The following is a 25,849-nucleotide window of genomic DNA, read 5'->3' as shown; positions in this document are numbered from 1 at the left end:
GTATTGTTATGCAGTCTTTGCGCGTGGCCTGTGTGATCCCGACGTACAACGGGCGCAGGGAGCTTGAGCGTTTGCTCGATTCTCTCTGGGCCCAGACCGCAGAATTCGACACCTTGATCGTTGATTCCAGCTCCACTGACGGCACGCTGGAGCTGGCGCGCTCACGTTGCAACGACGTGATCCAGATCGACAGCAAGGATTTCAATCACGGTGGCACCCGACAGATGATGGCCGAGACTCATCCCCGGTACGACGTCTTCGTCTACCTGACCCAGGATGCTTATCTCGAAGACCCGCGTGCGGTTGAAAACATCCTGACGCCGTTCGAGGACCCCTTGGTCGGCGCGGTCTGCGGGCGTCAATTGCCGCACCTGGACGCCACCGTCCTGTCCCAGCATGCCCGCTGGTTCAACTACCCGCCGGTGTCTCGGATCAAGAGCATGGACGACGTGCCGGAGCTGGGCATCAAGGTGCCGTTCATGTCCAACTCGTTTTCTGCCTACCGCCGCGATGCCTTGCGCGCGGTGGGCGGCTTCCCTCGGCATGTGATTCTGTCCGAAGACATGTACGTGGCGGCAAAGATGCTGCTCACCCATTGGAAAGTCGCCTATCAAGGCTCCGCCGTTTGCCGTCACTCGCACAACTACACCCTGCGCGAAGAGTTTCGCCGGTACTTCGACATTGGCGTCTTTCAGGCCCGTGAGTCCTGGATTCACGCGCGGTTCGGCGGTGTGCGAGGGGAGGGATTTCGCTACGTGAAGTCCGAACTGGATTTTCTCGGCCTGCGACGCTGGTACCTCTGGCCAGCATCGTTCGTGCGCAACGGCTTGAAATTGCTGGCGTTCAAACTGGGCAAGGAGGAGGCCAGGTTGTCGCGGCCGTTGAAACGCAAACTGGGGATGTACAAACGGTTTTGGGACAGCGAGAACGCGTGACTCCTTTGCTGCCCGCGTAACCGATGACTTGTCGCGCAGAGTACGCGTGAGTGCGCAGCCTACAGTCGCACCTCAGGCTTCATGACCTGGCTCCAGCAACAGCGATGTGGCTGGATTCGTGCGTCTGGTGCACTCATACACTGCTCAAATGTTAATTTTTCTCATCCCCAGGTTTTTTTAAACTCCCAGGCATAAACCCTGTTCCCGGAGTTGATTGCCTATGTCTCGCGATGCGTTGATCGGTGCGCCGCGCAAAAACCTGCGTGCCCGGCCGTGACGGCGGCTGCCAGCGTGGCGCCGCTTAAAGCCCCGGCGCCCACCGCGTTCGGTCTGCAAACCATCACCGGTCTGGTGGGTGTACTGATCGCGGTGCTCGTCGCGGGGATCAACGAAGGTGTGACTCGCATCGCCCTGGCAGACATTCGCGGGGCGATGTTCATCGGCTACGACGAAGCCACATGGGTTACCTCGCTGTATTCGGCCACCTCGTTGACCGCCACCGCATTCGCTCCCTGGTTCGCCGTCACCCTGTCCTTGCGCCGCTTCACCCTCGGGGCCATTGCGGTGTTTATCGTGCTGGCGCTGCTGTGTCCATTGGCACCCGACTATTGCAGCTTTCTGCTGCTGCGCGCCCTGCAGGGACTTGCGGCCGGCTGCCTGCCACCGATGCTGATGACCGTGGCGCTGCGATTTCTGCCGCCAGGCATCAAACTCTATGGTCTGGCGGGTTATGCGCTGACGGCCACCTTCGCGCCCAGTCTCGGCACACCGCTGGCTGCGTTGTGGACTGACTATTTCAATTGGCACTGGACCTTCTGGCAGGTCATCGCGCCGTGTGTGGTGGCGATGATTGCCATTGCCCACGGCATTCCACAGGACCCACTGCGCCTTGACCGGTTCAATTCGTTCAACTGGCGTGGCGTGCTGCTGGGGACGCCGGCGATCTGCATGCTGGTCACGGGTCTCTTGCAGGGCAACCGTCTGGACTGGTTCGAGTCGACGCTGATCACCGGGTTGCTCTGTGGCGGGTTGCTGCTGCTGGTGCTGTTCCTGGTCAATGAGTGGTTCGCGCCCATCCCGTTCTTCAAGCTGCAGATGCTCTCCAATCTCAACCTGTCTCACGCGCTGATCACACTCGGTGGCGTGCTGGTGGTGCTCACCGCGACAGGCTCAATTCCCTCAGCGTACCTGGCGCAGGTGCATGGGTACCGGCCGTTGCAGACAGCGCCAATGATGCTTCTCGTCGCGTTGCCGCAACTGCTGGTGCTGCCGCTGGTCGCCGCCCTGTGCAACATCCGTCGTATCGATTGCAGATGGGTACTGACCGCCGGACTGGGCGTGCTGGCGTTGTATTGCTTCGCCGCGACCCGGATGAGCCCGGAGTGGATTCGCGACAACTTCTACGCACTGCAACTGCTGCAGGTGGTCGGGCAACCCATGGCCGTCCTGCCATTGCTGATGCAAGCCACGGGCGGCATTGCGCCGCCCGACGGTCCCTTTGCCTCGGCGTGGTTCAACACCGTGCGCGGCCTGGCCTCGGTGATTGCGACCGGGGTGCTGGATGCCCTGACGACCTCGCGTCAGCACTTTCACTCCAGCGTGCTGGTGGATCGTTTGGGCAACACGCCGGAGCTGGCTGGACAGGACGCGCTGGCGTCACTGGCGCACCGCATTCACGAGCAGGTCGTGACCCTGACCAGCATCGACCTTTATTTCTGCATGGGCTGGGTGGCAGCTGCGCTGATCCTGCTCATCCCGCTGATGCCGAGCCGGGTCTACCCGCCACGCGCAGCCGTCTGAATTCAAGACGTTTGAGAGCACTTTTTATGAGCATGACCTCCAAGCAAACCCTGGCCGTGTGCGGCGCCGTGATCGCGGTGGCGGCTGCCAGTATCTACGGTTTCACTGGCACGAGTGGGCATCAGAGCACCAACGACGCCTACATCGCTGCCGACTATTCGAACGTCGCACCCAAGGTCGCCGGTTTCATCAGCCAGGTGCTGGTAGAAGACAACCAACAGGTCAAGGCGGGCCAGTTGCTGGCTGTGATCGACGATCGGGATTTCCTGACGGCGTTGGCGGCCTCCCAGGCTGAGGTGCTGACGGCCAAGGCGCAGTACGAACAGGCAAGCGCGGTGCTGCAACGCCAGGCTTCGGTGATCGCTCAGGCTGAAGCGGCGTTGGCTGCCAGCAAGGCCGAGGTGACCTTCGCCGAGCAGGAGCAGGCGCGTTATGCGCATCTGGCAGGCATGGGCGCGGGCACGGTGCAGAATGCACAACAGGCGCGCAACCGGATCGACACGGCGCGGGCGCGGCAGAACAGCGCGGTGGCCTCGCTGGCGGCTGACCGTAAACAGGTCGATATCCTGACCGCGCAGCAACACGCCGCCGAAGCGGGGCTCAAACGCGCGCAAGCCGCGCATGATCAGGCGCAGTTGCAAGTGTCCTACACGCGCATTGTCGCGCCGGTGGACGGCATGGTCGGCGAACGCGCCGTACGCGTCGGCAACTACGTCACCCCTGGTGCGCGGCTGCTGTCGGTGGTGCCGCTGGATCAGGTGTACGTGGTGGGTAACTTTCAGGAGACCCAACTGACCGACGTCACGCCGGGCCAGGCAGTTCAGGTACGCGTGGACACGTTTCCCGGTGAAACCCTCAAAGGCCGCGTTCAGAGCGTCGCCCCCGCGACCGGTGTGACCTTTGCCGCGATCAAGCCGGACAACGCCACGGGCAACTTCACCAAGGTCGTGCAACGATTGCCGGTCAAAATCGTCCTGGACGCGCAGCAACCCGTGTTGAGTCGCCTGCGGGTGGGCATGTCGGTGGAGGCCAGCATCGATACCCGCAATGCACCTGACGCAGAGGTCAGCGTCCGATGAGCCGCTTCGTCTTGACGCTGAGCCCAGCCGTGGGCAGTGACATGTCGAGCGGCGGGCGGTCAGCGTCCTTGAGCACGCTCAGTGCCGCAGGGCGTTGGGTAATGGCGTCGGCGGTGCTGTCCGCTCTGCTGTCCGCCTGTCAGGTCGGCCACGATTTCAAGCCGCCGGAAAGTGCGGCTCAGGTCGACTGGCTGCCGACTCAGGGCGAGCAAGCGGCGAGCCGCCCTCAAGCCACGTCCATCAATCCGCGCTGGTGGGAGGTGTTCAACGATCCGCTGCTTTCATCGCTGATAGACCAGGCGAGCAACGCAAATCTCGACCTGAAGATCGCGAGCACACGGCTTGAGCAAAGCCGCGCTGCACGCCAGGTCGTGGCCAGCGATCAACTGCCGAGCGTCTCCGCAGGCATGAGTTACCAGCGTGCCCGCAACAGCGGGGAAGGGTTGAGCGATCCCTCCGGCATGAGCGGCAAGTCGGCGTTCAATCTGTGGGACGGGGGATTCGATGCTTCCTGGGAAGTGGACCTCTGGGGCCGGGTCAAGCGCGAAGTCGAAGCGGCAGACGCGACCGTTGCCGTCGCTGACAATGACCGCCGCGGCGTGCTGCTGTCGGTGCAGGCGGAAACGGCTCGCGATTACCTGCAACTGCGGGGCGTGCAACACACCCTCGCCGTGACCCGGGACAACCTCGCGGTGTCGCGCAACAGCCTGGAATTGTCGAACGCACGGCTGGCCAACGGCGTCGCGACGCACCTGGACGTCGCTCAGGCGGCCGCGCAAGTGGCGACGGTCGAAGCACGGGTTCCGTTGCTCGAACACCGTCAGGCGCAGTTGATCAACGCGTTGAGCCTGTTGCTCGCGCAGACGCCCCGGACCTTACAGTCAGTGCTGGAAAAACCCGCCGATATGGCACCTCTGCCCGCCGCGATTCCGGTGGGTCTGCCGTCGGATCTCGCTCAACGGAGGCCCGACATTCGCCAGGCCGAAGCGCGCATGCACGTTGCCGCCGCCAGTGTCGGGGTGGCCGAGGGCGATTTTTATCCTCGGATCGTGTTGTCGGGCAACGTCGGTTTCCAGTCTCTGCAACTGGCGGATTTCGGCAGTTGGGGCGCTCGCCAGTTCGGGATAGGCCCTCAGTTGAGTGTGCCGATTTTCGAAGGCGGGCGGCTGCGCGGCATGTTGCATCTGCGTGAAGCGCAGGAGCAGGAAGCGGCGTTGAATTATCAGAAAACCGTGCTGCGTGCCTGGCAGGAAATCGATGACAGCATGAGCCTGTACAACGCGAGCCAGTTGCAGCAGCACACGCTCCAGGAGGCCGTGCAGCAGAATCAGATCGCGTTGAACAACGCCAGGGAGCAGTACAAGGCCGGTGCGGTGGATTTTCTCAACGTGCTGACCGTGCAGCAGGCATTGTTGGCGAGTCAGGAACAGCAGGTGGACAGCGCGACCGCACAGACGCTGGCGCTGGTGGGTTTATACACGTCTCTGGGCGGCGGCTGGTGAGCCGAGCCTTCGCGAAACAGAATGCCCTGTGGAAAATTAGGCATTTTCATCACGCGCGGCAGAGCAGACAATTGCCCTCACTTTTCAGAACAACAAAGGGCATGTCATGCAAAAGCCTTTGCAAGGGATCCGGGTCATCGAAGTCGGGCAACTGATCGCCGGGCCCTTCGCTGCCAAGATGCTGGGTGAGTTCGGCGCCGATGTGATCAAGATCGAGCCGCCGGGCACCGGTGATCCACTGCGCAAGTGGCGCCTGCTGCACGAAGGTACGTCGGTGTGGTGGGCCGTGTCCTCACGCAACAAGCGTTCGGTCACCCTTGATTTGCGTGAACCGGAAGGTCAGGACATCGTGCGCAAGCTGATCGCCGAAGCCGACGTGCTGGTGGAGAACTTCCGTCCTGGAACGCTCGAAGGCTGGGGCCTGGGCTGGAAAGAGCTGCATGCGCTCAACCCGAAACTGGTGATGCTGCGAGTATCGGGGTACGGACAGACCGGGCCGTACCGTGATCGTCCGGGTTTCGGCGTGGTCGGTGAGGCCATGGGCGGTTTGCGTCATCTGTCGGGCGAGCCGGACCGTACACCAGTGCGAGTCGGAGTTTCCATCGGCGATTCGCTGTCGGCCCTGCATGGCGTCATTGGTGTGCTGCTCGCGCTCCGCCATCGTGACCAGAACGGTGGCGAAGGTCAGGAAATCGACGTGGCGCTGTATGAGTCGGTCTTCAACATGATGGAAAGCCTGATCCCGGAATTTTCGGTGTTCGGTGCTGTGCGCCAGCCCGCGGGCAGCAGCCTGCCGGGCATCGCGCCGTCCAATGCCTACCGTTGCCGCGATGGGCGCTATGCGTTGATCGCGGGCAACGGCGACAGTATCTATCAGCGTCTGATGGCCTTGATCGAACGGCCCGATCTGGCCGCTGACCCGGCGCTCGCGCACAACGATGGTCGGGTGAAGCAGGTCGAGTTGATCGACGCGGCGATTTCCGCCTGGGCCGCGAGCCTGGACCTCGACGAGGTGCTGGCAAAACTCACCGCAGAGCGAATTCCCGCGGGCAAGATCTACGACGCCTCCGACATCGCCAGTGACCCGCATTACAAGGCGCGCGACATGCTGCTGGACAGTCGGCTGGATGACGGCACGCCGGTCACGCTGCCGGGGATCGTGCCCAAACTGGGCAGCACGCCGGGCGGCGTCAGTCGTCCTGCCCCGACGTTGGGGCAGCACACCGATGAGGTGCTGGAACAACTGGGGATCGACGCCGGCCAACGTGCCGAGTGGCGCGCTCGCGGATTGATTTGAAGCTGACCTGCCTGGAGGCAACACCATGATCGATCATCTTGACCATCTGGTGCTGACGGCGGTCGACGCCGAGGCTACCGTGGATTTCTACACCCGTGTGATGGGGATGCAGCTGGAAACCTTTGGCGCGGGCCGTATGGCGTTCAGGTATGGCAATCAGAAAATCAACCTGCACCTTCGCGGCCGGGAATTCGAGCCCAAGGCGCACGTGCCGGTCCCCGGTGCGCTGGACCTGTGTTTCATCGCCTCGATTCCGCTGGAGCAGGTGGTGGTGCGGCTGAACGAGGCGCAGTGGCCGATCATCGAAGGGCCGATCCTGCGCACCGGTGCCACGGGGCCGATTCGGTCGGTGTATGTGCGGGATCCTGATCTGAATCTGATTGAGATTTCAGAGCTCGTTTAAAAGGGCTCATAGGGCATGTACACATCCGCTGTTGAGGGGAGCGGCTGATAGGTTTGGCCTAACGGCCCGACTGTTTCCGACCGAACCACCCCTCTTAAACGGATTCCAACCGAGGGAGGAGCGGCCTCTGCTTCTCCCGTTATTCTCAAACCCCACCATTTCCCGCATCATCGGTGTCCACTGACACCGGATACCGCGCCATGCCTTTGCCTGACATGAACCTGCTGATCGCTCTCGACGCCTTGCTGGAAGAGGGCAGTGTCGTCGGTGCCGCCAGGCGCATGCATTTGAGCCCGGCCGCGATGAGCCGTACGCTCACGCGGATTCGCGAGGCGCTGGGCGATCCGGTTCTGGTGCGGGCCGGGCGCGGGTTGGTGCCCACGCCCAGAGCGCTGGCGTTGCAGGCTCAGGTGCGCAACCTGGTCGAGCAGGCGACGGAGGTGTTCCAGGCGCGGGATGAGGTGGACATGAGCACGCTGGCGCGCTGTTTCAATGTGCGCTCCAACGATGTGTTCTTCGGCGCCTTTGGCGGGCGACTGGTCGACGCGTTGCGGGTCCATGCGCCTGACAGCACCCTGCGTTTTGCGCCTGAGGGCGAGGGTGACGACGATGCCCTGCGTGAAGGCCGGATTGACCTGCACGTGACCGCGCGGTGTAACTTCGGGCCTGAAATCAAGGTGCAGCAACTGCTCACCACCCGTTTTGTTGCGCTGGCGCGAGGAGACCATCCGATCTTCGACGCGCCGATCACCCCACAGACGTTCGCTCGTTACGACCATGTCAGCGTGTCCCGACGGGGGCGCCCCCACGGGCCGATTGACCTGGCGCTGGAGCGCCTTGGGCTGTCTCGGCGTGTCACCCTGACCACGCCGAATTTCCACTCCGCAATTTTCTCCACGGCGAGTTCCGACCGGATCGTTTCTTTGCCGGAGACGGTGCTGTGGGGGCTGCGCGAGCTGGGGCTGCGCATGCGGCCGTTCGTGATTCCCCTTGAGTTCGAGCCGGTTCAGGTCGTTCAGGCCTGGCACCCGCGTTTCGACAAGGACCTGGCACACCGCTGGCTGCGTCAGACAGTCAAGGAAATCTGCGGCACAGTGAATGCGCATTACGCGGGTATCTGGCCGCAGAGGTAGCGCCGGAAACGTCAAGCGCTCACGGCACGCCAAGGCCTCAACCACAGCGCCAGACCGGCCAGCAACACCGCGCCGTACGCGCTGCTCAGGCCCAGTTGCAGCCAGGTGTTACTCAGCGGATGCAACACGATGGCGGCGAGCAGCATGATCGCGACGCCCAGCAGCCACTGCTGACGCCACGGCAGATGCATCAACAGGTCCTGACGACGCATCAGCAGCAACCCGGTCAGGATCGCGCCGCACACGGCCGCCATGGCGATGCCGATCAAGCCGAAGAAAAACGGCAGCACCGCCAGCAGGACGGCATTGAGCAAACTGCCCGCCAGTTCACAGCGTAGCGGCAGGCGTGTGTCGCCCGCTGCGTAGGCGTACCGGGCCAGCAACGCGTTCCAGGCACCAAACATCAGCGGCACGGCGAACCAGGCGAGCAGTGCAGGCAAGGGACTGTCGATCGCCTGATGGGGCAGCAGCAACGTCACCAGTGCGCCGGCTGCGCCAATCAAACCGGCCACGGCGGGGACGGTCAGCAACGTGGCGCTGCTCAAACCTTTGCGCAACAACGCCATGCGTTGATCGCCCTGGGTGCCGCTCATGAGCCCCAACAGCACCTGATTGAGGCTCATGAGGGCGATCAAGGGCAGGTTGATGAGCTTGCGGGCCAGATTGACCCACGTCACTGCGCCTTCCCCCAGCAACGAGGCGACCATGCGTTCCAGCAAGGCAAGGCCCTGGCTCGCCAGGTTGCTGCTGAGCAGTGGGCCGATGCGCTTCAGCAATTCACGGCCCGCGCCGGGCGCGCGGCTCAAGCGCCACGGCGTCCAGCCATCGCGAAGCAGCGTGGGCAGCAGCGCTGCGGGCATGAGCAGGCTGCCCAGCACGCACGCGCTTGCCAGTCCTGTGGGTGTAGCGGCGTGGCGCATCAGCGTCAGGTAAATCACCGGCGGCAGGTTGAACAGCAGTGACCCCAACCCTGCCAGCACGAAGCGTGAGCGGGCCTGCAAGGGGACGCACAGCAGCGCGTGCAACAGAAACCCCGGTGCCGACCACGCCAGCCACTGAAGTGAAGCGGACGCCAGCGCGCACCCCGACTCGTCCAGTCCCGGCCCGATCAACCGTACCCAGAAAGGCGAACCGACCCCGAGCAACACACTCAATCCAACGCCGCACAGCAGCAGCCGAGGCGCCAATGCCCCGAGCCAGTCGTGTTGTGCCTGCGGTGAACGCTGCTGATACAAGGGTAGGGCGGCGGCGCTGAGCAAACCGGCGGCCAGCGCCATGCGCAACGCCTCGGGCAAAAACAACGACACCAGAAAGGCATCGCTGCGGCCGCCCGCGCCCCAGGCCGCCACCAGCAGCCACTCGCGCGCGAAGCCTGCAGCCAGCCCGGTCAGGGTTGCCAGCGTCAGCCACAGCGTCGAACCGAACATGGGCTGTCCTCAGTGGAACAACGTGAACAGGCCTTTGCCGCCCACTTTGTAGTTGAGGCCTCGGGCGCGCTCGCCTTTGATCTCGGCATTCGGGCCGCTGACGATGGCGTAGGGTGGAATCGCTTTGGACACCACCGAACCGCCGCCGACCACCGCACCTTCGCCAATATCGGCGCCGAACGAGAGCAGGGCCCGGCTGGCGATCCAGGCGTAGTCGCGGATGAACACCGGGCCGCCGACCGCCCAGAACTCGGGGGCCTTGAGGTCGTGGCCGCCGGCAATGATCAGGACGTGGGAGGCGATGGTGACGTGGTCACCGATGATCAGACCGCCACGCGCGTCCAGTTGGCAGTGCCAGCCGACGGTGCTGTCGTCACCGATCCTCAGGCCATCGACACCGAGAATCTCCGTGTTGCGCCACACCGACGACCCCTTGCCGATCTTCGCCCCGCCCATGCGCAGCCATAACAGCCGCAGCGTATGGCTGGGGATCTTGCAGATGAGGATGTTGTAGGCCTGCTCCCAGGTGCGCAGCATGCGGTCGCGCAGGGTCGGCCAGTTGATCCCGTACAGCGGAATCAGGGCGCCTGGCGTCTCTTTCCCGAGCAGCCGGTAAAAGCGGCGGGCGAGGGGATGCTCGATGCGCGGCTCGATGTTCAGGTAGCTGATGAAACACAGGGTCTTGTCTTTCATCGGTGTTTCGAAGCACACGTCGTTTTCAAGCATCCAGTCGTACGCGCCTTCGAGTTCCTCCGCACTGACCCCCATCTTGCGCGCATATTCGGGCAATTGTTGACGCAGGTCGTGAGAATGCATCATGCGGTGTTTCATGGTGTCTCCCTTGGTTCCGTTGCCATGCTGTGCCGCTTTTTCTCCAGGCGCCGGGCTTCGTGCAGGTTCAGCCCGAGCAGCAGCCAGAACAGCGCAATCAGCACCGTGGTGAAGCTGAAATAGTGGTCAAAGAATCCGCTCAGCAACGCCGCCAGGACGCCAGCGCGCGTCCCGAGCCACAAAGCGGTGTCACGGTTCAGCGTCACGGTGTTGTGGTCGAGCCGGGCTTCTTTCCACCAACTGACGGTGACGGCAATGAACAGCAGCATGCCGGGGATGCCCAGCTTGTAGACGTAGTTCAGCCACAGATTGGAAATCCCCCACAACCCGGTGCCGGGGACCGGTGGGTCGACCTTGAAGCCGATGCCCAGCGGGAACACCTTCATGGCGTCGGGAAAGTGCGAGTATTCCTGGAAACGGATCGCGGTACTGGCGTCATTGCTGGAGAACAGCCCGATCAATCGCTCTTGCAACGGCGGGTAGAACATCAGCAGCAATGCACCGAGAAACACGCCCGCCATCAGTAACCGGCCGACATACGGCACCCGCCTGCGTGCCATCCAGCACATCACCAGAACCAGGCTCAGGAGGGCGCCGCGCGATCCTGTGAACAGCAGACCGGCAGCCGCCAGCACGGCCACCGCCAGGCCCAGCGTGCGCACCGCTCCTTGGCGGGTGACGCCGATGCAGAATGCCAGCGGAAGCAGCATGGCCAATGCACCGCCTGCGATGTTGGGGTGCGTCCACGGCGTGCCCATACGCGTCGACAGACCGGATAAACCTTCGTTGAGAGTGTCCAGATTACTGTAGCCGAGCCCGCCGATGATCGAGATGATCGCCGTCGAGCTGCCGCTCTTCAGGTACACCGGAATCGACAGCAGCAACAGAAACAGCGTCCCCAGCAGAAGCGCGACCGTCATCTGTTCACGGGATTTTTCATCGTTCAATAATCGAGGGACGAGAAACAGGGGGGACAGATTGAACAGCCAGCGCACCCAGTTGACCGGCCCGTTTCCGTCGGCGTTGACCGTCAACTGCCCGGCCACGAAGGGCAGGGCGCTGAACATCATCAGGGCGATCAACCAGCGTTCGGTGCGCAGCAGCTGCAGCGGCGGGTTGTACAAGGCAAACAGCCGATGCGCCAACAGACTGGCCCAGATCAGCATCACCAGGGCTTCCGACACCGTGGTGCGGATGCCGATCTGCACCGTGGCGTAGGGCAAAAAGGTCGCCAGCACACCGAACAGCAACAGGCCACGCAGCGGGCGGCGAATGATCGTCACCACTGCGGCGACACCGATCAGTGCCGCCGTTACCTTGATGGCGGGCAGCACCCAGACCAGCACACCGAACAGCAGTGCGACGAACACGCCTACGGGCATGGCCAATTGCATCAGTCGGGCTCCCCGGTCAACTCGTCCAGCAGTTCATTGAAACGCTGGCGATACGCTTCGACGCCGTAACGATGAGCCCATGCCAGCAGCGGCGCCGGGTCGTGTTTTTCTTCGGTGGACAGCGTGCCCATCAGTCGCACCAGCGCGGCCTGGTCGTCGGGTGCGAAACGTGGGCTGCCGTCGGGCGTGACCTCGTCCAGGGAGGAACCGCTGGCGACCGCAACCGGCGTACCGACGCTCAGCGCTTCGACGACGGGCAACCCGAAACCCTCCCCGTAAGACGGATGCCACAAGCGGTCTGCCTGACGGTAGACGTGATGCAATTGGCCGTCGCTGATACCGCTGACGATGTGCAAACCGGGCAGCTCACGTTGCGTGCCGGTCAATCCGGCAGGGCCACCGACCAGCACCAGGTCGGGGGTTTTTGGAAACTGTCGGCGCGCGATCTGCCAGGCCTCGACGAACCACGGGATGTTCTTGCGCGGCTCGCGGGTGCCCACGCACAACCAGTAACGCTCGGGCAGCGGGGTCTCGAGGTCGGCGGGTTCGGCGGTGAAGCCTTCCACCAGGTTGGGCAGCACCCGTACCTTGTCCCGGGCATGGGGAAACAGGCGTACGGTTTCATCGGCCGTGAACTGTGACGGCGTCCAGATGCGGTCGGCGACCCGGACCGAATGACCGATGGACAGCCGATCGGTCTGACCGTAGATCTTGGCCTTGATCTTCGATCCGTGGGCGTTGCTCAGGGTCAGCTGGAAGACGTCATGAAGCTGCAGGATGTAGCGCATGCCCGCAGGCTTGCGGCCCATTGGAAGCCCCATGTTCAGGTTGGCCATGTAGACCTCTATTTCCGCATCACGCAACGCCTCCGGGAGAAAGAAGGCTTCGAAACGCAGGCGCTCTGGTAAGCGGTGAATGCCGTTTAGCGGGGTCGCCCAGCGTGGGCAATGGGCAATCTTGCGAACCGGATGTCCGAGCGGCCCGATGCTGAACAGTTGCAGCTGCACGTCGGGCCGTGCGCGGAAAGCGTCCTCCAGCGCGATGTTCTGTCGGCCGATGCCGCTGTTGGGAAAGCCAGTCGCCGGGCGGTAATCCAGTCCTACACGCATGCGTCAGCGTCCTCCTGCTGGTGAACCCGAGAGTAGATGCCTTCCAGCTGCGCGGCCGACACCGACCAGTCATGGTGCCTGCGCACGTAGGCACGGCCCGCCTCGCCGATTTTCGCCAGTCGAGCGGGTTGCTCGATGGCCTCAACGAGCAGCAGCGCCAGACCGTGTGCGTCCTCGCACCCCAGGTAGTGCGTGCCATTGATCACGTTTAACCCCGAACAGCCTTGCTCGGTGGTGACCACTGCAAGGCCCGCGGCCATGGCCTCCAGCACTTTGAGCTTGGAGCCGCCCCCTTCACGCAGCGGCGCAAAGAAGATCGCCGCTTCCTTCTGGACCGTGCGCAGGTCCGGCACAAACCCCAGCCAGTCGATGCGCGGATCGGCCCAGCGTTCTTTCCATTCTTCAGGCAGCGCATAGCCGCCTACGGTCATGCGCACCATCGGGTCGAGGTTCCAGACCTTGGGCATGATGTGTTCGAGCGCCCATTCCATAGCGTCCAGATTCGGCCCGTATTCGTAGTTGCCAATGAACAGCAGGCGTCGGCTGTAGCGGTCGGGGGAGACTTTGGCGTAGTAATCGCAGTCGACGCCGTTGACCACCACCGCCGTGGCTCTGGCGCTCAACCGGGCCAGGCCCTTGGCGTCTTCTTCGGTGACTGCGATCAGTTCGCGGGTCTGGCGGAACACGCGTGCTTCCCATTGCCTGTAACGCCACTGATCAAAGCGGGTGAACGGGCGCGCCCACTCCGGGAAGTGGTGATAGCTGGCGGCGCCGAGGCCGGATTCAACGTTGTGTTCGGTCATGATGAAGTGCTTGCCGGTGCGACGTAGCGGCTCTTCGAAGGGCTGAAAGCTGTAGCTGTGCTCAATCTGGATCACGTCCCATTGCTCTTGCAGCAAGGCTTCGAATTGCTGTTGCAGCGGCGCCGAGAAACCGTTCGCGCTGGCGAGCATCGGCGGTCTGGCGAACGCCACTGCGAGCAGCGTGCGAACGCTGCGCAACGGTCGCCGCGGGATCACGATCAGCCGCTCCAGCCACGGTTCGAGCGCGGCGCGGGTGTCGTCGTCCAGTTCGGTCTTGGACTGCACCAGCAACGTGATGCGATGACCCCGCGCGGCCAGGTTGCGCAGCAGATGATACTGCCGGGTCTTGCCGCCGCTGGTGGTGGGCCAGGGCAGGTAGGGCAATGTCCAGAGAATGCGCATGGTCAGGGCTTCCAGACGAGAATTTGCAGGGTGGGCGTCAGCGGCACATCGACGCCCTTTGCGCTGGCCAGTTCGCTGTGGTTGCCGGTCAGCGGGTCATACAGTGTGGCGGTCTTGATGCCAGGGAAGTTCAGGTGCGCGCTGCTGGCGCTCCAGGCCATCAACAGATGAGCGCCGTCCGCACGGTTCCAGGCGACGGCGTACAGGTCTTCGGGGATCGCCAGTGCAGGCGGTGGATCGGCAGGCATGAGCGTCGGGCCGGTGATGCCGAAAAAGTTTTTCAGCGCGGTGTACACCGGCTTTGGTTCGCCATTGAGGTCCACCAGCCCGTAGCCTCGATCGCGGGCGCTGGCACGTTGATCGAGATCGCTCAGGTTGAACAGAAAGATGCGCTGATAATCCATCGTGCTCATCATGGCCAACCGGCGCAGCGTGTAGTCGGCCTGGCCGTCGAGCCCGACGATGTGCTGCATCTCCACCGGGCCTTTGTAGCTCGACCAGCCCCATTCAGTGGCCCAGACGTCTTTAACGCCTGCGTCATGCAGGCTCTTGTTCAGGGCATTGCCACGCACCAGAAAATCCCGGTCGCCGATCGAGTCGCCTTCCGGGTATTCGGAATACGGGTGGTAGGCCGCCGTGATGTTTTGACTGGCCAGGCCCTGGTCGACCATGGATTGCAGCATGTAAGCGGTGGAGCCGCGCATTTGCCCGTAATAGGCGACGCCGGCGGTGACGATCGGCTTGCCGGGCAACGCGGTGCGGATGGCGCTGGCGGTCTGCGTCAGCAGGTTGTAATAGGCGACGGGATCCGCTTGCGGCAGCCAGATGATGTTGGGCTCGTTCCAGACCTGCCAGTGGCTGACTTGCGGGTAATGCTGGGCGAGGGCGGTCATGCGTTCGGCAAAGATGCTGTTGTCGCGTGGCGGGTACTGATCCGCGTTGCTCGCGCCCTGCGGTCCACTGCTGTCGAAGGTTGCCGAACCTACCAGGTACGCCACCGTGCTGTAGTGGTGGGGCGCGGCAGCGGCCATCGCGGCGTCCAGGTCAGCCAGGTTGTACTGCCCCGGCGCCGGTTCCAGAATCGGCCAGTGCAACGTCCAGCGAATCCAGTTCAGCCCCAGCTCGTCGAGCCGCGCCATCTGCTTCTGGTAGATGTCCGGGGTGAAATAGTGGAATTGCACGTTAACCCCCAGAAAATCCTTCCAGGTCACTGCCCGTTGCCCTCGCAACACAGTCTCGGCCTCCACCACCGGACTGCTCAACGTCAACGCACAGACGCCGACCACTGCCATTGCCCGTAACGCTCTGCCCTTCATCGACGAACCCCGCAGGCCTGTTGGAAAAGTGTGTGAAAACGTTCGGCGGTCAGGCTCCAGACCCGCTCGCGTCCCAGCGTAGACGCTCGGTCGGCCCACGTCTGGGCGATTTGGGGCTGCTCGCACAGGCGAGACAACGCCGACGTCAGCGCGGGAACGTTGCCTTGCGGATAAATTTCGCCATTACCGTGGGACACCTCTTCGGCAAACGAGCGGGCGTCGGAGGTGATCACGCCCCGCCCGCAGGCCGTGGCCCACGAGAGAGCGCCGCTGGTGCCGCGCAGTTTGCCGAGGATCTTCAGCTTGCTCGACTCCCGATACGGCAGCACCATCACGTGATGCGCCTGGATCACACGTGGGATATCGGCAGCCGGTAGGTCCAGGTGCCAGCCGATCAGGTCTGTCAGCCCCAGCTCACGGATACGCTGACGCAGTTGTTCCAGGTAGCTGCCCGAGGGGCCGAACGCCATTTCAGGCTCACTGCCGCCCGCCAGGGTCAGGCGCACGCGGGCGCGCAAAGCGGGTTTTTCGACGAACAGCTGCGCCAGGGATTCGAGCAGATCCTCAATGCCCTTACCCCGGTAGATGAAACCGAAATAAAGCAGCTTGAGCGGTTGCAGAGCAGGCAACGGCAACGGTGTGATCGGCAGATTGCCGTGGGGGATCACCGCCATCTGTGCCTGTTGCAGCCCCATGCGTTGTTGCAGGCAGCGATTCCCGATGTGGGTCAGGGTCACCAGTCGGGTCAATTGCCGCGCCAGCTGACGTTCCTCGCGCAAGCAGAGCGGGTCGGCGAGCACGGTCGCGATTTCAGGCAGGGGTGAGCGCAGCGACGCCGCCAGCGACAGTGGCCAGGGCAAACTGTGCCGACGCCAGACAAGACGTTCAGGGTCGTGAACCGTAGCGGTCAGGGGCAACTGCGGGTACATCTTACGCAACGCGCGCAACGCATGGAATTCGGCCAGTCGTCCGCCGCCGATTTCAGCATGCACCAGGTCAATGCCGGCCCAGTCGGCATCGGCCACACGCCGACGGGCCGCGTGGGGATCGTTGCCAACTCCTTGCAGCGGCGTTCTGACCCGCACCCCCATCTCCTCAAGGGCTTGCTTGAGGTGGCCGGCGTAATCGGCGATGCCGTTCTGTTCTGGCGGCAGAGGGGCGAGCAGGGCAATCTGCATGTTAATGCTGCCTCCGGAAACGGCCGATCCAGGCCAGGACGCCTTCCGGAATTTCAAAGCGACGACGATTGAGAATGATGCCGTCGACATGCTTGAACGCGGTCGTCAGCGTCGTCAGTGCGTTTTGCAGCATCGGTACGGTGGAGCTTTCTGCCCGGACCACCAGCACGATGAGGTCGGCATCGCGCAAGTGCACGAAGGCTTGCTGGTTCGAATAGAAATCGGACGCAGCGATCAGCTGGATTTCACCGGGTTGTGCCGCGCGTCCATCCCCCACACGGACGCTGTGGCCATGCTCTTCAAGGAGCGTGCGCAGGTGTTCGACGACGAAGCTCACCCCTTCGCCCGAGTGCGCCGATGTCAGCCCGATGCTGAGCCCTTTTTCGGGCACCTGGTTGAGCGGCAGCACGCTGTACAGGCGATACAGACTGGCGATGAAGGCGCTGTTGCGATGCGGCTGCGCGATGCTGGTGTCCTGCAGACTGGTCCACAACGGCACCCCGAACTGCGCTTCGATCTTGTCGCCGTCGTGGATGCGCTGGTCCAGCAGGTAGAACAGATACAGGGCTAACAGGCCTACACCCAGACTCAACGGAATGGCCAGCAGCAACATCAACAGGCTTTTCGGAAATACCCGGCTGGGGTTGAGCGTGGCTTGTTCGATGATCGCAATGTTGCTGATGCGCTTGTTATCCAGCTCGCGGTCGATGCGTGCCTTTTCCAGGCTGTCGGTGTAAAGAATGAAGTTCTTTTCCTCGGCATTCAGCTCGTTTTGCAGCCGCGAGAATTTGGGTTCGAGGTCCAGTGCCTGGGTCCGGTCCTTCTCCAGTTGAGCGAGTTGTGCGTCGAGTTGCTCTCGCTGCACCAGCAGCCGGGTGTAACTGGCCTGCTGGTCGTTGAGGATGTTTTGCAGGCGGGTGAACAATGGATTGGGCGCAATGTTTTCAGAGCGTTGCACGGTCGTTGCCTGACTGGCCCACAGTGCTTTGAGGTTCTTGATCTCATTGTCCAGCGCCTGGACCGGAGGCGCGCTTTCCTTGAACGAGCGCAACAGTTCCTGACGCTCGACTTCCTTGCTGTTGATGCGGTTTTGCAAGTCCTGACGGCTCGGGTTGAGGGCCAGCTCCTTGCCTGAACTGATCAGCCGGGTCTGCTTGTTGATCTGCTCCTGAATCTTGTCCATCCCGGCCTTGGTCGAGGCAATGGAACGGGCGGTGTTGTTGCGCTCGGTGCGCAGGTCATTCAGGCCCTGAGCGATGTCGGCCAGCCGTTGATTGATGCTCACGGTGCCCAACTGGTCGAGCAGGGTCTGGATGTCGTGCTTGTGAGAGAGAATGTTGGCTTGCGTGTCCTTGACCTCCTGTTCGTAGAACGCGTAGAGGTTTACCCGCCCCAGGGTCCGGGCACGCTCGTTGCCGTACTCATCTACCCAGCTTTTCAACACCGCCTGGGCCACCTCGGGATCGTTCCAGGTGAAGGTCAGCTCCATCACCGAAGAGCCCGGTTCGTGACTGGCTTTGAAATTCTTTTCCAGGTCTTCCGCGAGGCGCTCTTCCGGCGAGCGGGCCTCGACCAGTCCGAGCATTTCCAACCCACTGCGAAGGACATTGACGATGGCGCGGAACACCTCGCCCGGGGCGTTTTTGATCGTGGCGAAAACGCCCGAGGGCTTCGGTGCATCGGCCAGCTTTTCCATGTACTGCTGCACGACCAGCCGGATGATCGGGCGACCCGTCAGCATGCGCTCTTCGTCGAGCAAGGGGTCGCGCAGGGCACTCGGCACGGCGATCGACTGCCGGTCAGCGAGTTCGATCGGCACGGTGCTGGTGTCACGGCCAGGCTTGACCAGCAACAGGGCAGTGGATTCGTACCGGTTAGGCAAAAGGAATGCGCCGAGCACGATGATCGCGAACGTCGCCACCACAGTGATCTGCACCTCGCGTCGGAAGATGAAATACAGGCGCAATAAATCGCGGAATGAGCGGATGGTTATCATGTCGGCGGTCCCTTCCGATTAGTTGTTGTCGCGCAGGTTGTAATTCACACCGAAGCCCAACGATTTCGAGAAGGGGATCAACTGGTTGAAGTACAGATTCACGCCGTCGATCTTGTTGCCGACCCCGGATTTGGGGACGAACACAACATCACCGCGCTGCAACAACACCGGCGCCGTCGGGCCTCCACTGCCCGCGTAGAGAAGCTTGCTGTAATCGAAGAAATACGTCTTGTAGAGGCCGTCGTCGCCCTGACGCAGCAACGCGACGAGGCGCGCATCGGCATCCGGGTTAATACCCCCGGCCCCCACCAGCGCCTGCTCAAGGTTGGTGACCACCGACACGGGCAGGTTGGCCGGATTGCGCACCGCGCCTCCCACGAACACCATGTTGCTGGGCGCCTGGCTGATGTTGATGGTCAGCGCGGTTTCCCGGTAGACCGGTGCAAGCTTGTCTTCCAGCACTTGGGTGAGCTGCGGCACGGTCAACCCGGCCGCTTTCACTGAACCGATGTACGGGTAGGAAAACGTACCGTCGTTGAGCACCGGGAACAGCGTCAGCTCATAGATGGAGTTGGCGGTGAACGCCGAGATCGAAGGCGCTTCGCCGGTGTTGCGCACGATACGCAGGGTGTCGCCGGCGTGGATGCGTTCAGGCGGCAGCGGTTTGCCGGCCAGGGCTCGGCCTGCATCCTGTGCGGCCTTGATTTCCGGTGATTCCGGCAGCCCGATCCGTGCGGGCGTGTTACACGCGCACAGCAGCAGTACGCTGGCGAGCAGCAGCGTATTTTTCATTGGTCCAGAACTCCTGTCATGCATGAATACGGCTCCCTTGCGGGTAAAACAATCATGTCGGCGATACCGCCAAGTCCAATGTCTGAAGTGCCCCGGCATGGCCGTGGGCGGGGTAATGCTCAGGGGAGAACGAGTGCCTCGCTGCGTTAAAGAGGTGTCAGCCGCGACACGCGCGGCCGGTTCAGGGTTTCATCAGACCGTCGGCGCAGCCGGTACGCGGCCGTACACATCGGTGAAACGCACGATGTCGTCTTCACCCAGGTACTCGCCACTCTGTACCTCGATCATCACCAGATCGATCACGCCGGGGTTTACCAGACGGTGAGTGTGGCCAGGCTTGATGAAGGTCGATTCGTTGGTGTCGAGCATGAACTCGCGCTCGCCGTTGGTAACGCGGGCCATGCCGCTGACAACGATCCAGTGTTCGCTGCGATGGTGGTGCATCTGCAGCGACAACGACGCCTGGGGCTTGACCACGATGCGCTTGATCTTGAAGCGCTTGCCTTCTTCCAGGACGGTGTAAGTGCCCCACGGCCGGGTCACGGTGTTGTGCAGCAGGTACGCCGGATGGCCCTGGCGCTTGAGCTCCTGCGCAATGAGTTTGACTTCCTGGGTGCGCTCGGCGTCGGCAATCAACAGGGCGTCCGGGGTGTCGATAATGATCAGGTTGTCCAGACCGACGGCACCGACCAGTCGCTTCTTGGAGTCGATGTAGCAGTTGGTGACGTCGTGCAGCACCACCTGACCGTTGCACTGGTTGCCGTTTTCATCCGCCGGGGCCAGCTCGCGAATCGCTGACCAGGAACCGATGTCGCTCCAGCCAAGCTCGCATGGCACCACGGCCACTTTCTGCGAGCGCTCCATCAAGGCGTAGTCAATCGAGATGTCCGGTGCCTGGGCGAAGGTGGTGGCGTCCAGTTCCATCTGCAGCTCGTTGCTGCCTTCCTTGCTGTTGCACCGGGAAAGGCAGTGACGCACGGCCGCCAGCACATCGGGTGCGTGGGTTTCCAGCTCGCGCAACAGCACGTCGACGCGCATGCAGAACATCCCGGCGTTCCACAGGTGCAGGCCACCGTTCAGGTACTCGTTGGCGGTGGTCGCATCGGGCTTCTCGACGAATCGCGCGACCTGGTAGGCCTTGTCACTCAAGGCCTGGCCTTTTTCGATGTAACCAAAGCCGGTTTCCGCGCGCGTGGGAATCAGGCCGAAGGTCACCAGCCAGCCCTCATCAGCGAGCTTGCGGGCATCCTTGACCGCCGTGGCGAACGCCTCCACGTCGTGGATCAGCTGATCGGCAGGAAGGATCAGCAACTGAGCCTCGTCACCGTGCAGCGCCTGGACATGCAGCGCGGCGGCGGCGATGGCGGGCGCGGTGTTGCGTCCGAACGGCTCCAGCAGAAAGTCGAGGTGGATCTTGTTCTTGTTCAACAAGCGATAGTCATCGACGGTCCGGAAGTAGACTTCCCGGTTGGTTACCGTCAGCAGGCTTTCGACGCCGTCCAGGTTGCTGGCACGGTTGAAGGTCTTTTGCAGCAGGCTTTCGCCATCTGGCAGGCGCATGAAGGGCTTTGGCATCGCTTCACGTGAAACTGGCCACAATCGGGTGCCGGCACCGCCGGCGATAATGCAGGGAATAAGGGTGCCCATCAGTAAGCCTCGCGAGAGAAGAGCACTGCCGGAACAGTGCGCAATAGGATGTATAGATCGAACCAGACGGACCAGTTTTCGATGTACTCAAGATCGAATTCGACACGCTTTTCGATCTTCTCCACAGTATCTGTCTCACCACGAAAACCGTTGATCTGAGCCAGTCCGGTAATGCCCGGTTTGACCCGATGACGCGAGGTGTACTCCTTGACAGCTTGCTCGAACAAAATGCCCGCGGCCTTGGTGGCCGTGGCATGTGGGCGCGGTCCCACCATTGACATGCTGCCCGCGAAGACGTTGAACAATTGCGGTAGCTCATCCAGGCTGGTCTTGCGGATGAAACGCCCGACGCGTGTCACCCGCGTATCGCCCTTGACGGTCTGCTGTTCTGCTGTGGCGTCCGCCTGATGGGTGTGCATCGAGCGAAATTTGCACACCGTGATCAACCGGTTGTTGTAGCCATAGCGTTTTTGCCAGAACAGCACCGGCCCTCGGGAGTCCAGCTTGATGGCTGCGGCGATGACCAGCATGACCGGGGAGAGGAGCAGGATTGCCAGGCTCGAGAGCACCATGTCTTCGACCCGCTTGAACAACGGCGACCAGCCGCGCAACGGGACGTCGGAGGCATTGAACATCGGCAGGCTGGCCACTTCGGTGATGCGATTGTGAGCGTGCCTGAAGGCGACCATGTCCGGCACCAGCAAGACGTTGACCGGCAGCCTGCGCAGCTCGCGAATGATGTAATCCATGCGGTTTTCCGCAGACCAGGGCAGGGCGACCAGCACCTGGGTGACTTTTTCCTCGCGGATCAGGACTTCCAGGTCTTTGGTGTTCCCAAGCAGGGGCAGGCCGGCCATGGTTTTCGGCAGGCGGCCGATGCGGTCGTCGATGAACCCCAATACCCCGGAGCGGATGTCCTGGTTCTGCAGCATGTATTCGGCCAGGCGCTGTCCATTCTCGGTGGCGCCCAGAATCACTGCGTTCTGCAGGAAGAAGCCACGTGCCATCAGGCGCTTGTAGATCAGCAGGAGCAGCAAACGGTCGGCGCAGAACATCACCAGGCTGGCGACGAACCACACCATCAGTTGTTCCTGGGTGATGTAATCAAAGAGATTCATCGCTTTGTGCATGAACAACAACACGCAAAACGCAGAGGACCAGACGAACAGGATCATCTTGAAGCGGGAGCGGTTGGTGAAAATGCTTTCCGAATAAACCCCCAGCGCTTGGAACATCAACACGCACACCACGCCGAAGAAGACCTGCACCATCAGGTAGCTTTGAGGCGGTATTGGTGTTTCGGCTTTCCAGTACGCGAGGATCAGGATGCCGGGTAGAACGGCTGTCACTCCATGAACCAGCCGGACGGCGAACAGGAAATACTCGATCAGGCTGGTTCGCGTCAGCAGAAGGCTGTCGACCGGTTGCAGTCGCATAAATCGTCCTCACATCTTCAATCCATGAATCCATGACTGGCCTATCCGCCCCGCATTCCGTCTAAAAGTCAATTTAATGACTTTTTTGCAAGGTAATTCAAAATAAGCCAATAATTTGTCGATTAAGCACCCTATTGACCTGCTTTTCAATCCCGCCGTTGGGAAAAAATCCTATTTCTTCTCAAACGGTGTAAGACCACTTCCAAAAGCACATCAGAAAATCCCTCAAACGAGTGCTTACGAGAGTAAAGCCCATGAAACAGTCACTGTCATGCCGAGGACTGCCATAAGCCATCATCGCGCTGCCTGCGTGAGACGTTCGCCGGACCCGATTTGGTTTGGGATCCAATGCTCGCGGGCGTTTTGACGATTTTCGCCGCGATGCAAAAAAAAATCCCTGAAAGGGCTTTTTTTCGTGGTGCTGAGGTCAACACTTCACGCAATGAATCGCACAGGAAGAGGGAAAGGTATGACGGAGCGCAGGGCACTCTTGATTCTTCATGGCAAACAGGCGCTCAACGACGACGTTCGCGATGCCGTTAACCGTAAACGCAAGCATGGCTGGGAACTGGACGTACGACTGACGTGGGAAGGCGGCGATGCGCAGCGTCTGGTTGCAGAAGCGCTGGCGGCCGGACACACGCAGATCATTGCGGGCGGCGGTGACGGGACGCTGCGCGATGTCGCCGAGGCGCTGGCATTGGCGGACAGCGACGCGAGTCTGACGATACTGCCATTGGGCACTGCCAATGATTTCGCCCGTTCTGCAGGCGTCCCGCTGGAAATCGAACGTGCACTCGACTTGCTGGATGTACCGGCGCGGCCGGTCGACATGGGCGCTGTCGACGGCCAGATGTTCCTCAACATGGCCACGGGAGGATTTGGCAGTCAGGTCACCGCCAACACCTCGGAAGACCTGAAAAAGGTGCTGGGCGGCGCGGCGTACCTGTTCACGGGACTGTCGCGTTTCAGTGAGTTGAAAGCTGCTTACGGCGAATTGATCGGTCCGGACTTCCATTGGCGCGGCGACCTGCTCGCGCTGGGGATTGGCAATGGTCGACAGGCGGGTGGCGGGCATCCGTTGTGCCCCAACGCCTTAGCGGACGATGGCCTGCTCGACATCAGCATTCTGCCGGCGCCACAGGAAATTGTCAGTACGCTCAAGAGCTTGCTGGAGGGTGGGTTGGGGATCGACAACCTGTTCGTTCGCGCACGCTTGCCGTGGGTTGAGCTGAAGTCCGCCGAGGGCCTGGACATCAATCTGGACGGTGAGCCTCTGCGCGGCGAAAACCTGCGTTTCGAGGCGCGTCCCGGGGCCTTGCGCATTCACTTGCCCGCGCATTCGCCGCTGCTGGGGCAGTCGAAGCGGATTGGGTAACCCGCTGTTTGTTGTGAACCGTGGGAGCGCATGCCTTCGCGATGCAGCCTTTCAGTCGCTGAGGGTGTATCGACCGGCAAGCTATTTCGCAACTTAATGCGAAGCCTCGGGTGGTCAGCCGACGAGGGACAAACGTTTGCGCAATGCCGCGAGCGTCAGTCGTCCAGGCTGATGATCTGCTCTCTCACGCAGAACAACACCAGGCCCGCCACGTCGTAGATCTGCAGTCGCTTCATGATCTGCGAGCGGTGGGTTTCAACGGTCTTGACGCTGAGGTTCAGGCCGTTCGCGATTTCCCGGGTCGATTTGCCGCGTACGATCAGGCGCAGGATTTCCAGCTGGCGTGCCGTGAGGTTGTGGTTCTCGACCGGCTCCACTTTGTTCGACTGAGCACTGACCAATGCCTGGTTGATCACGGTGTGTGCGATGGCGGGGCTGAGGTAGCGTTCATCGTTACGCAACGCTTCCAGGGCCTGCTCGATCTCGGTGCCGGTGGCGTCCTTGAGCAGGTAACCGTGCGCGCCGGCCTCCAGCGCCCGCATGATCATCTGCGGTTCGGTGTGCATGGAGAGGATCAGCACCTTGCTGTCCGGCAGGGCTTTGTGAAGCCGCTCCAGCGCGTCCAGTCCGTTACTGTCCTTCATTGAAATGTCGAGCAGGATGATGTCCGGCTTCAATTCCAGTGTCATCTCCAGCAAATGATCGCCATCGGCGGCTTCGCCGATGACCTGATAGCCGGGGATGTCGGAAACCAGTGCGCGAACACCTGCACGAATCAGAGCGTGGTCGTCGACCAGAAGAAGATTGCAGATCATGAGTGCTTACTTATGTCGGCGCGTTCCCGAGCGCGGGGTGCCCAGGGAAACAAGGCTTGAATGTGTGTGCCATGGCCTGGCGCGCTTTCCACGGTGAGATGGCCGCCAAGCAGAGTAGCCCGCTCGACCATGCCCGCCATGCCGCGTTGCCCTTGCTGACCCGGATTGTCGGCGGGCGAAAATCCCAGCCCGTCATCGGAAATGTTCAGTGCCAGACCTTCGGGACGACGTTGGATGCGCACCAGCAGGTTCTTCGCTTGCGCGTGACGCAGCATGTTGGTGACCGCTTCCTGAGTGATGCGAAAGGCCGCCACGGCCATTTCCTCAGGAATGCCCGCCAGCCGCTGGTGACACTCCAGGCTCCAGAGCACCGGAGTGTCCGCCAGCGTGCGCAGCAGGTGTGCACGCAGGCTGGCTTCGAGCCCCAGGCTTGTCAGCTGTCGTGGATTCAGGATGGCCGACACATCTCGTACCTTGGCCAGCGTTTCGTCGAGAATGTTGTTGAGCATTGCGCAGTGGGGATGCAGGTCTTCGGGAGCTCGACGTTGCAGCCAGTCACTTTGCAGTTTGGCGGCGGTCAGCATCTGGCCGATATCGTCGTGCAGCTCACGGCTCAGGCGATGACGCTCCGTTTCCTGGACCTGCAGCATGTGATCGGCCAGCTCCTGAGGCTGGAACTGTATGGTCTTGCTGGGGCGACTCACGCAATAACAGATGCCCAGCAAGGCGAGCACATTAATCAGCGCCAGCGCGGATGACAGGCCATCGTCGAGAAAAAAAGCGGCGACATTGCACACGGTTATCCCGAGACAGACTATCGCTACCCATCGAAATGCGGTGTTGGCGCTCATAGGCCATAACGTGAAGGTCTTGTTGCTGACATGCATAGCGGATGAAGCCATCGGATAATTGCTGCGGATACCTGAACAGGACGTATCAGGCCACTTAACGTGGTCAACAGAGCGGCACGCTTCTGTTCACCTTTATACGTGTGTACAAAAACCAGGAGTCGACTTTTAACAGGAATAATGTGTTCGCAAACTTCCCGCTTTCATTCGCGGGCGCCGATCTTACCTTAAATGCTGCCGTTATTAAGCCTTGCGCGCAAATAACGCACGCAAAAGGGTTGTCCAGTTAGTCAGGATTTATGGTTGGGACGATAGTGCTAATTAAGCC

21 protein-coding genes are annotated in these 25,849 nt (G+C 61.8%); 8 read left to right on the top strand and 13 right to left on the bottom strand.

What is annotated here, in order from left to right:
- The first annotated feature begins 8 nt into the window (after positions 1 to 8).
- The 7 genes from ABDX87_RS02410 (at position 9) to ABDX87_RS02380 (ending at position 8,149) form a co-directional block, all read left to right on the top strand.
- Complete coding sequence (locus ABDX87_RS02410; RefSeq protein WP_346831410.1) at positions 9 to 935, top strand: glycosyltransferase; 927 nt, start codon at positions 9 to 11, stop codon at positions 933 to 935.
- 273 nt (positions 936 to 1,208) lie between these two features.
- Positions 1,209 to 2,735, top strand: a complete 1,527-nt coding sequence (locus ABDX87_RS02405; protein WP_431061204.1) for an MFS transporter — start codon at positions 1,209 to 1,211, stop codon at positions 2,733 to 2,735.
- A 26-nt stretch (positions 2,736 to 2,761) separates the two neighbouring features.
- Positions 2,762 to 3,814, top strand: coding sequence for an HlyD family secretion protein (locus ABDX87_RS02400; RefSeq protein WP_346831408.1), 1,053 nt, complete (start codon positions 2,762 to 2,764; stop codon positions 3,812 to 3,814).
- Between the two features lie 101 nt (positions 3,815 to 3,915).
- Positions 3,916 to 5,316 carry an efflux transporter outer membrane subunit gene (locus ABDX87_RS02395; protein ID WP_346833682.1) on the top strand — a complete coding sequence of 467 codons (1,401 nt, stop codon included), beginning with the start codon at positions 3,916 to 3,918 and terminating at the stop codon, positions 5,314 to 5,316.
- 106 nt (positions 5,317 to 5,422) lie between these two features.
- The gene (locus tag ABDX87_RS02390) at positions 5,423 to 6,613 is read left to right on the top strand and encodes a CaiB/BaiF CoA transferase family protein (RefSeq protein ID WP_346831407.1); all 1,191 of its coding nucleotides are present in this window, start codon (positions 5,423 to 5,425) and stop codon (positions 6,611 to 6,613) included.
- A 25-nt stretch (positions 6,614 to 6,638) separates the two neighbouring features.
- The gene (locus ABDX87_RS02385; protein WP_346831406.1) at positions 6,639 to 7,016 is read left to right on the top strand and encodes a VOC family protein; all 378 of its coding nucleotides are present in this window, start codon (positions 6,639 to 6,641) and stop codon (positions 7,014 to 7,016) included.
- Positions 7,017 to 7,216: 200 nt separating this feature from the next.
- A complete protein-coding gene (locus ABDX87_RS02380) occupies positions 7,217 to 8,149 on the top strand; it encodes a LysR family transcriptional regulator (RefSeq protein ID WP_346831405.1) in 933 nt (310 codons plus the stop codon).
- An 11-nt stretch (positions 8,150 to 8,160) separates the two neighbouring features.
- Here the strand turns inward: ABDX87_RS02380 and ABDX87_RS02375 are convergent, their stop codons facing one another.
- The 11 genes from ABDX87_RS02375 to ABDX87_RS02325 form a co-directional block, all read right to left on the bottom strand.
- Complete coding sequence (locus ABDX87_RS02375) at positions 8,161 to 9,576, bottom strand: lipid II flippase MurJ (protein ID WP_346831404.1); 1,416 nt, start codon at positions 9,574 to 9,576, stop codon at positions 8,161 to 8,163.
- Between the two features lie 9 nt (positions 9,577 to 9,585).
- Complete coding sequence (locus ABDX87_RS02370) at positions 9,586 to 10,407, bottom strand: acyltransferase (protein WP_346831403.1); 822 nt, start codon at positions 10,405 to 10,407, stop codon at positions 9,586 to 9,588.
- On the bottom strand, positions 10,404 to 11,801 hold the full coding sequence (locus ABDX87_RS02365) for an O-antigen ligase family protein (RefSeq protein ID WP_346831402.1): 1,398 nt from the start codon (positions 11,799 to 11,801) through the stop codon (positions 10,404 to 10,406). Before ABDX87_RS02365 ends, ABDX87_RS02370 begins: the two co-directional genes overlap by 4 nt.
- Positions 11,801 to 12,910 carry a glycosyltransferase family 4 protein gene (locus ABDX87_RS02360; RefSeq protein WP_346831401.1) on the bottom strand — a complete coding sequence of 370 codons (1,110 nt, stop codon included), beginning with the start codon at positions 12,908 to 12,910 and terminating at the stop codon, positions 11,801 to 11,803. Before ABDX87_RS02360 ends, ABDX87_RS02365 begins: the two co-directional genes overlap by 1 nt.
- Positions 12,901 to 14,115: a glycosyltransferase family 4 protein gene (locus ABDX87_RS02355; protein WP_346831400.1), complete on the bottom strand. Its 1,215-nt coding sequence runs from the start codon at positions 14,113 to 14,115 to the stop codon at positions 12,901 to 12,903. The genes ABDX87_RS02360 and ABDX87_RS02355 overlap by 10 nt, the downstream gene beginning before the upstream one ends.
- A gap of 2 nt (positions 14,116 to 14,117) precedes the next feature.
- Complete coding sequence (locus ABDX87_RS02350; RefSeq protein ID WP_346833681.1) at positions 14,118 to 15,407, bottom strand: beta-xylosidase; 1,290 nt, start codon at positions 15,405 to 15,407, stop codon at positions 14,118 to 14,120.
- A gap of 20 nt (positions 15,408 to 15,427) precedes the next feature.
- On the bottom strand, positions 15,428 to 16,609 hold the full coding sequence (locus ABDX87_RS02345) for a glycosyltransferase (protein WP_346831399.1): 1,182 nt from the start codon (positions 16,607 to 16,609) through the stop codon (positions 15,428 to 15,430).
- A gap of 1 nt (position 16,610) precedes the next feature.
- Positions 16,611 to 18,605, bottom strand: a complete 1,995-nt coding sequence (locus tag ABDX87_RS02340) for an exopolysaccharide transport family protein (RefSeq protein WP_346831398.1) — start codon at positions 18,603 to 18,605, stop codon at positions 16,611 to 16,613.
- Between the two features lie 18 nt (positions 18,606 to 18,623).
- A complete protein-coding gene (locus ABDX87_RS02335) occupies positions 18,624 to 19,397 on the bottom strand; it encodes a polysaccharide biosynthesis/export family protein (RefSeq protein ID WP_346831397.1) in 774 nt (257 codons plus the stop codon).
- 192 nt (positions 19,398 to 19,589) lie between these two features.
- Positions 19,590 to 21,044: a mannose-1-phosphate guanylyltransferase/mannose-6-phosphate isomerase gene (locus ABDX87_RS02330; RefSeq protein WP_346831396.1), complete on the bottom strand. Its 1,455-nt coding sequence runs from the start codon at positions 21,042 to 21,044 to the stop codon at positions 19,590 to 19,592.
- Positions 21,044 to 22,480 (bottom strand): undecaprenyl-phosphate glucose phosphotransferase, encoded by a 1,437-nt coding sequence (locus ABDX87_RS02325; RefSeq protein WP_346831395.1) that lies wholly within the window; start codon positions 22,478 to 22,480, stop codon positions 21,044 to 21,046. The genes ABDX87_RS02330 and ABDX87_RS02325 overlap by 1 nt, the downstream gene beginning before the upstream one ends.
- 469 nt (positions 22,481 to 22,949) lie before the next feature.
- Between ABDX87_RS02325 and yegS the strand changes: the two genes are divergently transcribed.
- Positions 22,950 to 23,858, top strand: a complete 909-nt coding sequence (yegS, locus tag ABDX87_RS02320; protein ID WP_346831394.1) for a lipid kinase YegS — start codon at positions 22,950 to 22,952, stop codon at positions 23,856 to 23,858.
- 155 nt (positions 23,859 to 24,013) lie between these two features.
- Here the strand turns inward: yegS and ABDX87_RS02315 are convergent, their stop codons facing one another.
- Together ABDX87_RS02315 and ABDX87_RS02310 are read right to left on the bottom strand one after the other, a co-directional pair.
- Positions 24,014 to 24,673 carry a response regulator transcription factor gene (locus ABDX87_RS02315; protein WP_346831393.1) on the bottom strand — a complete coding sequence of 220 codons (660 nt, stop codon included), beginning with the start codon at positions 24,671 to 24,673 and terminating at the stop codon, positions 24,014 to 24,016.
- Positions 24,670 to 25,575, bottom strand: coding sequence for a sensor histidine kinase (locus tag ABDX87_RS02310; RefSeq protein WP_431061203.1), 906 nt, complete (start codon positions 25,573 to 25,575; stop codon positions 24,670 to 24,672). The genes ABDX87_RS02315 and ABDX87_RS02310 overlap by 4 nt, the downstream gene beginning before the upstream one ends.
- Positions 25,576 to 25,849: the final 274 nt, after the last annotated feature.

This window comes from Pseudomonas abietaniphila (assembly GCF_039697315.1).
GTDB lineage: Bacteria > Pseudomonadota > Gammaproteobacteria > Pseudomonadales > Pseudomonadaceae > Aquipseudomonas > Aquipseudomonas abietaniphila_B.
This window is presented reverse-complemented; position numbering and strand designations above follow the sequence as displayed.